This is a genomic window from Sulfitobacter brevis (genome assembly GCF_900112755.1).
GTDB classification, from domain to species: domain Bacteria; phylum Pseudomonadota; class Alphaproteobacteria; order Rhodobacterales; family Rhodobacteraceae; genus Sulfitobacter; species Sulfitobacter brevis.
In genome coordinates this window covers 1-12,163 of record NZ_FOMW01000033.1, presented here as the reverse complement: position 1 = coordinate 12,163, position 12,163 = coordinate 1, and the positions used below count along the sequence as shown (strand labels likewise).

At 49.4% G+C, this 12,163-nt stretch carries 9 protein-coding genes and 1 pseudogene; 2 read left to right on the top strand and 8 right to left on the bottom strand.

The annotated features are described in order from the left end of the window. Window positions 1–54: 54 nt before the first annotated feature. The 5 genes from BM174_RS19740 to BM174_RS19715 form a co-directional block, all read right to left on the bottom strand. Complete coding sequence (locus BM174_RS19740; RefSeq protein WP_093925539.1) at window positions 55–489, bottom strand: ParA family protein; 435 nt, start codon at window positions 487–489, stop codon at window positions 55–57. Between the two features lie 432 nt (window positions 490–921). Beyond that, a complete protein-coding gene (locus BM174_RS19730) occupies window positions 922–2,763 on the bottom strand; it encodes an ATP-binding protein (protein WP_093925537.1) in 1,842 nt (613 codons plus the stop codon). Further along, entirely contained in the window at window positions 2,756–3,799 is a 1,044-nt protein-coding gene (locus BM174_RS19725) for an SIR2 family protein (RefSeq protein ID WP_093925536.1), read from the bottom strand. Before BM174_RS19725 ends, BM174_RS19730 begins: the two co-directional genes overlap by 8 nt. A gap of 1,310 nt (window positions 3,800–5,109) precedes the next feature. Then, window positions 5,110–5,391 carry a hypothetical protein gene (locus tag BM174_RS19720; RefSeq protein WP_093925535.1) on the bottom strand — a complete coding sequence of 94 codons (282 nt, stop codon included), beginning with the start codon at window positions 5,389–5,391 and terminating at the stop codon, window positions 5,110–5,112. Continuing rightward, window positions 5,388–5,756 (bottom strand): hypothetical protein, encoded by a 369-nt coding sequence (locus tag BM174_RS19715; protein ID WP_093925534.1) that lies wholly within the window; start codon window positions 5,754–5,756, stop codon window positions 5,388–5,390. Before BM174_RS19715 ends, BM174_RS19720 begins: the two co-directional genes overlap by 4 nt. 415 nt (window positions 5,757–6,171) lie before the next feature. Here BM174_RS19715 and BM174_RS19710 point away from each other — a divergent pair, with 415 nt between their 5' ends. Beyond that, entirely contained in the window at window positions 6,172–6,312 is a 141-nt protein-coding gene (locus BM174_RS19710) for a transposase domain-containing protein (RefSeq protein WP_218152955.1), read from the top strand. 201 nt (window positions 6,313–6,513) lie between these two features. Here BM174_RS19710 and BM174_RS19705 read toward each other — a convergent pair whose 3' ends face one another. The 3 genes from BM174_RS19705 to BM174_RS19695 are packed head-to-tail and all read right to left on the bottom strand — an operon-like array spanning window position 6,514 to window position 11,427. Further along, window positions 6,514–7,131: a hypothetical protein gene (locus tag BM174_RS19705; protein WP_093925533.1), complete on the bottom strand. Its 618-nt coding sequence runs from the start codon at window positions 7,129–7,131 to the stop codon at window positions 6,514–6,516. A gap of 1 nt (window position 7,132) precedes the next feature. After that, entirely contained in the window at window positions 7,133–10,273 is a 3,141-nt protein-coding gene (locus BM174_RS19700; protein ID WP_143092505.1) for a hypothetical protein, read from the bottom strand. Beyond that, window positions 10,270–11,427: a tyrosine-type recombinase/integrase gene (locus BM174_RS19695; RefSeq protein ID WP_177209552.1), complete on the bottom strand. Its 1,158-nt coding sequence runs from the start codon at window positions 11,425–11,427 to the stop codon at window positions 10,270–10,272. The genes BM174_RS19700 and BM174_RS19695 overlap by 4 nt, the downstream gene beginning before the upstream one ends. On the opposite strand from BM174_RS19695, the pseudogene BM174_RS21490 reads away from it, so the two are divergent. Next, window positions 11,411–12,163 (top strand): annotated as a pseudogene (locus BM174_RS21490) (IS3 family transposase); the annotation flags it as partial. The gene BM174_RS19695 and the pseudogene BM174_RS21490 overlap by 17 nt on opposite strands.

Sequence of the window (12,163 nt, the reverse complement as noted above, 5' to 3'; positions counted from 1 at the left end):
GAAAGAAAGCCGGGGCGGATCATAGGCATAGCTGAATCGTTTCAAACCCAGCCGTCAAGCCATCAAAATCGGATTCCGCAGGACTCGGAGTATAAATGCAAACGTAGTTTGAAAGCCTCGAGGCTCTCCATTTCGTGTTGATGCCCAATCGGTTGCGAGGAGATCTTCTCTTATCGACAGTTTTGGGTCACCAACAATGAGATCTACTTGAAATCTCTCGCTACGAATTATTTTGGGATGGTCTTTTGGGTAACCTTGGCCGCGCCGAATAGGCTCGAAAAATGAGTCAATACTATAGAAGTTCGCATCCAGAAAAACCTCCTCTAAAAGTTCCTCATTTAAAAGGTAAGCAGAAGCATTACACTGAGGATCAGCGTCTATGACGAGAACCCTCTTTTTATGCATAATAGATAAAGAAGCAGCAAGGTTGCACAAAAGTGTCGTTTTCCCCACGCCACCTTTATTGTTAAAAAATCCAATGCTAATCAATCGAAAATCCTTCAAGGTCTGTGTTCTTCTGGAAAGCAGATTCGCCAATTGCGTGCTGCATAGATGTAACCACCCAGCCAAGGACTGAAGTATTATCTCCTGTATGACAAGTGATCAGCTTCGTATCTCTAAAGAATTTTGCGGTAGCTCCTTTGGATTAAAGTGCCCTGAAAGTCTGCCAGTCGAAACATGCTGCGAAATCCGAGCTGTGATTGCTGTATGTCGCAACCTTGTGTTTGCTCGCTCTCACCTCTGAAATGCTGTTATGGCGCATTAGGCGCTCAACGCGCCGGTGCCCGGTGTCCTCGCTAATATCCTTCAGATCTTCGGTCATTCTTTGGCGGCCATAGCTGGCTAGGCTGAGCCGAGGTTTATCTTCGATCTGCAGCAAGGCTATCGATCATTTCGCTGTATGCGGCTGGCAGTTCGACGTTAGCCAGCTTGAATACTGGGCACGATGTCAGCCAACTTTCGCGTCGTGCTCTTTGGTTGCTGCATATCGGGTAGGGGCCGCATAGCCAGCTTCATAGGCATCTGGCCAGCCATCCCGCTAAATATGCAAGTTCCGGTTGGCAGTGTAGGGATGGATTCCTCGGTGATCTTGTCGATGTAGGATACGGCCGTGGCAATAGATTGAAGATCCCGGTGATTTATTAGTCGGTGAATGAAGTAATTGTGAGCTTGAGATGTGATCGTTTGGGAGATGTCACTCGGACGCTGACTCGAGACAGTTACAAATACGCCGAATTTCCTGCCTTCTTTGATGATTTCTTCGAAGGTTTCTAGCCTGTAGTCCTTCCAGCTTTCTGCTTCTCGAGATGACTCATATGACAAGATGTTATGCGCCTCATCGATAACTATGCTTAAAGCTGAGGCCGTATCGGCGCGATCTTTCTGTTCCTGATAAAGACGCTTTGACATTAGAAGAGGAAGGGTTTTTTTCATCTCAATATTTACGTCGTGCAAGTTCATGACAACAACATTTCTAGCGAAAACATCACCTGTATTTGTTGGATCGAAAACTTTTCGAATGTCGCTTTGCTTGCTCTTTAACTTGTTGATTGCAGGAGCAATGTGCTCGTTCTGAGCGCGATTATTGAGCACATCCCAGATCAATTGTACGTAGCAGATTGTTATGAAATCGGTGATTATGTCGTTGTCAAAGTCATACGCTTCGACACGCTGATAGATTTCTGTCTCCGGAATTGCGTCTGGATTACTGGTTAGGTAAGCCCCGTTTCCAATAAACTGGGCCGTCACGTTGTGCCAAATGAGATTGCTTTCGAGAGGCACATCGACACCTTCATCCTCGCGCTCAGGAAGGATTTGGCGCAAGTAGTCAATGAGTAAAAATGCTCGTTCCTTATCGGCCATTTGTAGTATTTGGGAAATTTGCATCCGCAGCATGTTTTGTAGATGTCTGCGGCTTTCTTCCCCCTGTCGAATCCTATCGGCCAAGCCTAAGGCTCTTCGTAAAAAAGGGCGTTGAGTTTTTTCAGTTGCGTCCGAAAGTATGGACAGAGTTTCAAAATCTAGAAATCCTGCCTCGGATAACGGCACCTTATCACCATGATCATGTCTCGTGGACAGGTTGTAGACGGTCTTGTCCGGGGTAAGACAATTCTCCCGAGAGTATTCCCCGTTGAAGTCGAAGAAGACTATTCGCACTCGCTGTTCGAACATCGCTTGGTTTCTTTGTCGCATAGCTTCGATGTAGCTCTGGTACAACAGGGCGACCGTGTTCGATTTTCCACTTCCTGTATTTCCGAAAATGGCGATATGACTATTCATCAAGCCATCTACGGGAAGGCTGATCTCGAATCCTTCGTAATCTGAAACGGCGACGTTCAGAGGTATCGCGTCTTTCGCGACGAGATTGTGGATCTGATGCACTTTTTGGCTGGTAAGAAGATAGGCTTCGTTGCCTACTAAAGGTAACTCTTTGGTGCCACCATAGAACGTGCCCGAACGGTCAACATAGCCTACAAGAGAGATTGACAGTGACCTTTTTGAACTGGGGACTCTACTTGCTTCAGCTAGGAAGGCCGTGTCGGGGCGAGAAAATTCACCATCAACCTTTCCTATTAAACTGAAAAACCCTTTTCTGATATCGATATAGCTGCCCACTGCAACGTTTCGGATTAAGTCCCCATCAAAAAACAGCTCCGATAGGTTCTTGTCTCTGTCGACTGTGACCGAAATCTTACGGCCAGTGACCTCTGTCACCTCGCCAACTCTTAGGACAGCTTCCTCCTGAAGGCGGCTATCAGGCATGCGACGCCTCCGGAACATTACCGATCATACCGAAAAGCGAGTTTAACTCAGGAAAACCGATATGCTGTGCCACTGTAGGTGCTACTATCAATACATTGCGGTGAGCTGAAAATTTTGCCTCAAAGTCAGCAACGCCGGTTTGACAGTATGCAAATATCACAACCTTTGCCGTTGGGTTGCGCAGCGCTCGCCGGGTAATGTCCAGAATATGCTCGTCGGCAAATGAGAAACCAAATACGAAAAGTAAGGCATTCTCTACCTCCATTGCGTTTGTGTACAAGCGTAGAAGGTCAAAGTATACTCGATCCAATAGTGTGGACTCGAATTTCCGCATGTTGGGTAAGATAACAGCTCGCTTTGCAAGAGCATCTCTGACTTCTTGCGGATTATCTTTCTGTATTAAGGTGAGCTGAACATTTTCAGGCTCCCCGAGTAGTATTTTTTCGTCAGCCTGACGCTTCCACGAGATCGACCCATGAACCTTAATGAGGTTAATCGACGGAACCTCGGACTGATGCTGATAGACTGTACCAGACCTGTACACTCGGTCGAAAAATAATTCGGGTGCGTACCCAAAATTCGAGTTACCTATGCGTCGATTGAAGCCGTCGTTCAGAACCAATGTGGGAAGAAGAGAGGCAGCGACCTCAAAAAATTCATCGTAATTGGTCGTAAATACGTTGGCTTGACGAGGTAAGAGAATATTTTTTCTCTCAAAGAGAATTCGGTCGACGGAAACTAAAAAATGAATGTAATTTTGAAGCGTGAGGTCAGTATCGTCGCCATCTGTGTATCCATCGGGCAGAAACCCGTGCTGGTACTCTAGTTCTTCAACAAAGGTCAGCGCTTTTTTGTTTGCCTCATCATATTCTGAAGCCGCTAGATGCTGGTCGATTTCATGCTCCACAGTACCGGCAAGCTCAATGGCTGGCATCGAAGCCCCGGATCCAAAAAGAAAATTGAGATGGGCGGACTGAATGTAGCGTTCCAAAAGGCGTGCTACTTTTTCTAATTCGTTAAAATCAATAATTTCCACGTCGCTTTACGCCTATCCCGCTCTGGTTGCATGGAAGTTATCGGGAAGTCACGAACGTTGCCAGCCCCAACGAGAGAACGGGGAGCACTTTAAGGCAAGCTGGAGGCCGAATTCGAGCATCTTTGAAGAGTCTCACCCCAACGAGCACGACTTTCGAACTCGCCGGTCGAATGTTCCGCGAGGCATGGGATCGCTGTCGTTCGAACAACAAAGAGGAGGTCTCGCGACATACAGTCCGCTTGCGGGAAGTTGAAATTGAAGTCAGGTCGCTGATCGACAGAGCTGCTCGAACTCATCGTGACGAGACCGCTCGGGCTTACGCTGCTAGGATCGCAAAATTGCGCTCCTAAACTGCCGTAATGCAAGAGAAGGTGGCCAATCGAGACCTGCCGGAAGGAAACTTCGACAAAATGTTCGAACTTTCTATGGAGCTTTTAGCAACCCCTTGGAAGATTCGGGGAAATTTCTCCTGCGAACTCAAGAGAACGGTGTTGGGCTAGCCTTTGCAGCACCCCTGAGTGTATTAGGAGAAAAGGTATTTTGAACTGCAGAAACCACCTTGCCGTTTAAAGCCTTACGGTTTCTATCTAGTTCTGAAAGTCAAATGGTGCCCCCACACGGACTCGAACCGCGGACCTACTGATTCATACCACTACGACTTTCGCCGCCACGCACTAGGCGCTTTGTGGTCTGGACTTTCTCTTCACCGTGGCCTCGAAAGGCTTTAGGTGGGTGCCGTCAAGTCTCTACACGTTCAATCTGAGTTGCCCCAGAAAGCTTCGCTCGGGATTGCCAACAGCCGAAACTGCTAAGGTTTCCCCGAATTTGACACCAGTTCACCTCAACGTTTCCATCGAGGGCTGCAACTTGCCTCAGAATTAAAGCCTGAAGCGACGCTACAAATCAGTTGCTCTACCAGCTGAGCTATAGGGGCACTAAAACTAAACATCTTAATCAGCCTATCGCACCTTCGTGCGGGTTGGTGACCACTTTCCATAACCTAATAATTGCAGTCATTCTTCAAAGTTAAGAAGCCTCTCTACGCTCCTTAACGAACAAGCTGTGAACTACGCGAATCCGGTTGGGGATCTAGTAACGAAAGAGATTTATCGGTGCAAGCGGATAACCAATGATTTACAAAAACAGGTCATTCTTTAGTTGCAGGCGCGCGTTGTGATTGGCGCGCGGCCGACCTGAGAGCTATGACTGAATCTGGTGTTTTGGCGGTTTGAAGGTTGGCGGCGTATCTGGTTGATTTGTTGTTGGAAGACAGCAACCCAACCGAAGGAGATACACCACCATGGAAACGACTAACATTTCGGCACGATCTGGCTGGGCGGAAGATCGGAGAATTCCTTTGAATTACAGGCTTTCAGCACGGCCGCGCGTTCATCCGCACTCAGCTTGTTGGGCGGCTCCTGGCGTCCCGCGAGGGGCCGCTGATCAGGTTGAACCTGTCCGCCGTTTGTCCAGCGTCGCAGGGTGCGGTCACTGATATGCAACTCGGCGCAGGCTTTGGCACGACGCGCACCAGCGGTGACGGCTTTGTTGATCAGAACAACTGCGGTTTGACGATGTGGGGTGCTGATCATGCGTCCTCGTCGCCCCCCCAGATCGCGTGAGCCTTTTTTCGTAGAACCAGCAGCGCTGCGGTTTCAGCCAATGCGCGGTCTTTGCGCGCCAGCTCCCGCTCCAGATCCTTAATCCGTTTTTTCTCCTCCTTGGTCGCTCGGCCCAGCCGCGCCGTGCTGGTGCGGTCCCAGTCGTTGGCCTGTTCGCAGGCCGAACGCCACGCTGCAATCTGCGCCGGATAGAGCCCGCGCTTGCGGCAGAATTCAGCCAGATCGGCCTCGTTCAGAGCTGCCGTTTCCAGAACCGCCGCAAACTTGTCACGCGAAGACCAGCCCTTAGGGCTGGCGTCAGCATCGCGCAGAAGCTGGCCTTTGCCGCGAGCCACCGCACGCCACTTATGCAGCGTCGCCTCGGAAATACCTTCCTCCTGCGATAACTGCCGAATGGCTATGTTGCGGCAGCATCCGTTTCAGCACAGCCGATTTGCGTTCTGGTGAATATCCCATGTCATCGTCCTATCCCGCCCACCTGAGAAATAGAGGAAAAGTAGAGCAGCGGACAACGTCCCTGACACAGGGGGAGGGTACCTAACCGCGCCAAATTGATACTCATCGTTGGGCGAAGAAAAAACTGAGTCCACCGAGCGTTCGAGCCTACTTTGCTTGGTCCGAACGTAGGCTCCTGTATATTTCACTCAAGTATGATTCGGCCAAGACTTACTGCTATGGTTTCAGTCGGCAAGTGGCCCTCAATCCGGCTATTGCATGGGCCGAAACTAGGGCGGAAACGCTGGCGCAGCCATGACCATCATCCAGACTGCAAAGCTCAATAGGCTCAACCCTCGAGTCTCTTTAGCTGATAATATAGACCGCAACCGCGATCACAAGATCAATAGGCTGGATGAATTGTTGCCGTGGAAGTGGAAGCCGCAGCCCGTCTAGGCATGCAGTCAAGTTGGATAACATGCGGTATCGATGGTGTGGTTACCTTCTTCCACATCAAATTGTGAAATTTATGAGATGCGTCCGAGATTCCCTGAATATCGACAGCACTGGGCTAGAAAATTCCTGTCGCTTTCGAACAAGAAGGGGCATAAGCGAGCAGCAGAGCGGTTTGAGAGCGAGACAGGTCCATCTCGACCATTAAAGTGCGTCCCTCGAGAGCATCCAGTTGATAAAGGGACCGGCCAAATTCTCGGTCGCTACGACATCATTAGATGACAGGCTGTGTTCATCGATAATAACCCGTCTCTTAGAGTCCACGATCACACCTGGTAAGAGTTCGAGAAGAGCGAGCACTAAATTCGCCGTACAGGTGAAATCGTCGTACGAGTTGCGGCTTCCGTCAACCTCCGGCGCCTCTAGTGGGGGGGGGGTGATATCTGCACTCTGTGTTAGGTTTGACAGCGCTGCCTCAAGTCTTCTGATTTTTGTGGCCTTGTTGGAGTTCTCGATCTCCAGTAGCTTGATCCTTGTTTTTAGAATATTTTGATCTTTCTGTGTCTTAGATAGAACGCTGACTGCACCACGCTGGGAGTTAAGGTATTTATCAAGCAGCTCTCTATAGCGCGGGTTTCGACGAAGAGTTACACTAGATGCTCCCGACCTCTTTTCGAGAAACTTCGAGAGCGATGTGATATTTTCAAACAGTGCCCCTGACGAATTCATGTCGGCTAGCAAATCATTCAGTAGTGACATGGTCCTTTCTACCAATTGCCGCTGATACTTCGCTGCATTTTTCGACCCTTTTTTCGGGGGCATATCAATCTTCCGCAATTAGCTTTATCTGAGGTTTCTGCGATAGTTGGGATGGGTTTTTTAGAAGCTCCCCGGCTTCGTCAACGCTCAACCCGATAGCCCTCATTCGTGCCTTCATCGCAGAAGCGAGGGACTTTATGTCTGCATCCGGATCAAGGCCTTCAAAGTCATCGTCAGCTCGCACCTGGCGCATCAACCGTGCTGCCTTAATGCGCAGGTCATCAGTGATGATTGCAGGATATGCATCTGCATCCAAAATTCTGCTTGCAAGAAACTGCTGCTGATCATTTACCCTAACCACACGCTTTAAATGATCACGAACAATTTCAGGCTCGTCGGTTAGGAACCACTCATTGTAATCTTCGTCGTTAAGCAAATCTCGCAAAATGATTTCCGACTGCTCCCATCCGGCGAGTTCATATGCATCTGTCTCGATAGACTGGGCTATAGACCGCATCTCTTCGTTCCGATCACCCGCCGCCTTAACGGCCTTGAACAAGCTGCTATTGTGTCGGATGCGGCCCTTGATGGCGCGTGTTTTGGCTGTAATTGCAGGTAAGTGATCAATACTTTTACAGGCCAGTTTGCAAACGCCACATCTCATCATCTCCCCTGCCGCTGTGACAACGTCACCAGGGCATTCTTCCCCTACCGGGCAGATGTGTGTGTCGCGAAACACGATGTCGGCCGATCTTGAATTGCGCAGTAGATCAATTCCGGTTTCGTCTGCATCCTCAAGCGACTTTGCGAGACTGATCATTCTGAACCGCTCGATAGTTTCGTCTCGGTCCGCCTCAAACGATTTTCTTAGAGCGCTATTGGCTAACTTCGCCTTCAGTACCGCAGGCCCGGACCTAATTGTCGCAGTTTGCGGCCGGACCGATTTGGGGTCAAAAAGGGATTGCTCGGCTGCTTCCAGAATATCGATCATTCTATTGTGTTCGGGGTAATCGTAATGCGCTGTAACAACAGCATCAGACTGACCCACCTGTTGACCAAGAAAGATATGGTCAGCTACACCACTTCGTCTTGTAATATAAGTCGAGCGGACACTGTGCGGCGTGTGAATAGGTTCAATCTTCAACTGGCTGTAAAGAAACCCTTTGGAATTTAGATGCGGCTGGCCCAGCTTTCCAGTCGGTCGAACCAGAGATAGGAGAGTTGGCAAGTTAAGCTGGGCTCGATGGCTGAAGCCTGAGAAAGCATATAGGCAGATCTTCCAGAACCTGTCATAGCTTCCGTCATTTATTAGTCTTCCTCTCAAAGTAGCAAAGAGCGGAACAACTTTTTCAAATCGACTGTGAGGTCGATCTTCGTAGTTAAATTGCACTGGCATGACCCCCATTCGTTGGAGATCGGCCTCTTGCCTGAGTAAGAGGTCTCGAACCCTGCGTGGAACGAAGGTTGTCCAAGCTCTATCTTTGGTTTTGTCGGTATTGACGAACAATCTGCAAAACGAGTCCTCATCGCGAATTCCCTTATTTTCGCTATCCCACGAATGTCGGTCCAGCCACTGGACAGCTTGAAAACGCAGTCCAGTCTCGAGAGCAGCGATAACCATCCGCAAGGCACTCAAATTCAGCCCCGCTGAAACCTCCAGTTGACCGACTAAAAGTGAAAGAGGAATTTTCTCTATGCGATATGTCTCATCCATGTATGTGTATTCTGGCTCGAAGCCATAGTCCGCACACGCAATGATGTGGTCGTTAAACCCCCGCCTTAGCTCAAAACCCTTCCAGGCTTCGGAGTCGCGGCTTTGAAGGAAACGACCAAATTCTTCGACCCCATATAGCCAGTATATGAGATGAGGTAGTGTTTCGGCGCCAACCGGAACCTTGTTTGTCCCATTTCGTTTTTTAGTTCTTGGGATGTTAAATTTTACATCTATTGGGTTTTTAAAAGCAGGGCCTGCAATGTGGCTAAATTCTGAGTCTCCATACCGATATTCAACCCACTTGAAGAACTCTGAAATTGGGGTGAGATATGATCGTAGGGAATCAGGCGATGTAGTCCGGCTTCGCACGTAATCTAGGAAGGTCCTAAAAAACTGTGCTCTATCGCCCTGATCTATGTAGGGGTAGGTTTTGAAGTCTTTTGGGGCAGAGATGAGCGGTGTAATCTCTCCCATATCGTGCGCAACTTGTGGCAGATGGTTCGCAATATAGTCGGCAAAGGGATAAAATCTCCGCTTAAGTGCTGCCGTTTCCTCATAACCCTTCGCGTTAACCCGGTGCTGAATGTATTCATCGAACAGATTGTTCCAGCGATTAGCGAGCTCCTGGGGGTACTCAAATTGGGTTCCTTCAAGGTGCTCCAGCAACGCAAAGTATCCGTAATTGCGTGGGCCTCCGTGAGAGTGGTCGACCTTTGTTTTTTCAATGCTGTATCGGGTCGAAATTGCCCGCTGTGTAGCCTTATGTGCTCTTGCATCAACTACTTCTTCAAATTCCGCTGGAGTGAAATTTAGCAAGTTCTGGTCAAGCAGAACCGACGTTAGTATATTAACAGAAGGGGGAGTTGTGGACTGGCTGTTTGACTTTCTACGTCTGTCAAGCTCATCCCAAAGAAATGAGACATCTTCAACACTAATATCGGAGAGGGCATGCCAATCGGTTCCGTATATCCAGGCTAGCGAGTGTTGTGTGATCCGATACTCTACCTGTGCACCATATCGAGCCAGGTCTTCGGTTCCGGCATGGTACGAACTTATAAATCGCAGAAGTTCCGTTCCGCGCTCAATTCGGTATTCTGAGCTTATTGAGCTGGCGAATGCAAAGTCCATAGGGAGAATTATTTTGTTACGGCACCAAAGTTCGAATAGGATATTTCTTGCTGCAGCCTTGAGCTGAGGTCGTTTTGTTCCTGATGGCGAGCTTTCAAACCAATCTATTTCACTTGCTAATTCACTGCCAATATTAGGCGTCCCCATTGAAATATCGATGAGTTGATGAATAGCCTGCGTGGGATCAGTAACGATCTTCAACCCGTCTCTCACAAGGGATGACATCCGAAAATACCCTCTACGATAGCGTGTCGGGTCGCGCAAAAAGGTTTGCTCCGTTAAATTAACAACCTGCTGAGCCACTAGATTAAGATCACCGGCAGACAATTCTTTAATTATTGGTTCGGTCGATAAATTAATCAATGGCCTGTTTCTCCAGTGATTCCTGAAAGTAGGCGTTTAGCCGCTTCCTGATGCCTCTTTGCGAGCATGGTACGTAAATCGGTTTCTTTTAGACCTCCATTCAGGACAAATTGATCGAAAAGCTCCAGCTTGCTCTGTAAGATCAGTTTATCCTCTCGTGCATACTTCGCTGTAGTTGACGCCTTCTCGTGTCCCATCAGTCTCTGGACTTCAGTCAACTTGAGGCCATAGCCTCCTTCTACCGGAATATAATTGAGCATGAAGACACCGTAGAAATGTCGAAGTGAGTGAAGGGTATATTCCTCTCCATTCGGCAACCTTGGCACCCCAGCTCTCCGACATGCGCGTTTGAACGCTGATCCCATGTTCTTGTCCGACACCAGCATGAACGGACGTCCATTTTGACCGGTCCTAATATCTTGGAACACCAAGTTGTGGTTGCCTGTTGGCCGGTACTCTCTGCGTACATACTGCTCGAGCGCCTCAAAGAAAACGTCGCGAAGTTGTGGAATGATGTAGGTCCCGGAATACTTTCTTCCTTTGAAACGAGGGGCGTACTCTTCTGGGAGTTGGTCCGCATAGCGATGGCCTTCCGGATCGTAGATAAAGACCTTCCGTTGTTCGGTAAGGACTGCATCCCAAGTGATCTGCGCCGCTTCGCTCATCCGTAAGCCAGCGCCGGCTACTAACGCCCAAAATGCCTTGTCACGCCAACTGGTGGCAGCATCAAGAAGGGGCATAATGTACTCAGCCGAGAATTCCTTATCCTCTATCTGATCCTTTTTGGAAAAAACTAGGTGGTTGCCGGGCTTCTCAACTCCGTCGGGATTTAGCCGGACAACTGATGCCAACATTGAATTACGCATTAGATTTTTTACTTCCGCGCGAGTTCTCATCTCAGTTGAAAGGCGCGCGAACAAATCACGAGGTGCCTCTCCATCGACGAGGGACTCCCCGTGCCATTCTGCAATCTCGCTATTTAAGGCGGTCTGTCTGTCGGAGAGTTTGAGGAACGAGTTGATTGCCGCCGTTGCGCTTGAGAGAGACGAGTTGCCAAGCGCCCTGAGCCTAAGCTGGTCTTGCCACGGTTTAGTTCCGGTCTCTTTCGAGCAATGTTTGCTATGAAGGAGATAAGGAATGGCAAAGAGATACACAGACGAGTTTCGACGTGATGCAGTGCGCATTGCGGTTACAAGCGGCTTAACAAGACCGCAAGTTTCATCAGATTTGGGCGTGGGTCTTTCGACTTTGAACAAGTGGGTTCAGAAGCATCAGCATGACGATCTGATGTCGGGCCCGCACGAGGACGTCGAAAAGGAGAATGGACGCCTTCGCAAGGAAGTCCGGCTGCTGCGCGAGGAGAGGGAAGTGTTAAAAAAGGCGGCAATCTTCTTTGCGGGCCAAAGCCGATGAGGTTTGCTTTCATCGATGCCTGGAAAGAAGTTTGGCCTGTAGAATTTCTCTGCCGCATCATGCAGGTCACATCGCGGGGGTTCCGTGCATGGCGAAGCCGTCCAATGAGCCGCAGGCAGCGCGACGATATGGTGATCTTGGCACATGTCCGCGAACAACACCGTCTGAGCCTGCAAAGCTATGGTCGGCCTCGTATGACCGAAGAGCTGCAGGAGCTGGGACTGAAGGTCGGACACCGGCGCGTAGGTCGTTTGATGCGTGAGAACGACATCAAGATCATCAGAACCCAAAAATACAAGGCCACGACTGACAGCAACCACACGTTCAACATTGGGCCCAATCTACTGGATCAGGACTTCTCAGCTGATGGCCCCAATCAAAAGTGGGCAGGAGACATCAGCTACATCTGGACCAGTGAGGGCTGGCTTTATCTGGCCGTCATCCTTGACCTGTACTCTCGCCGCGTCATCGGTTGGG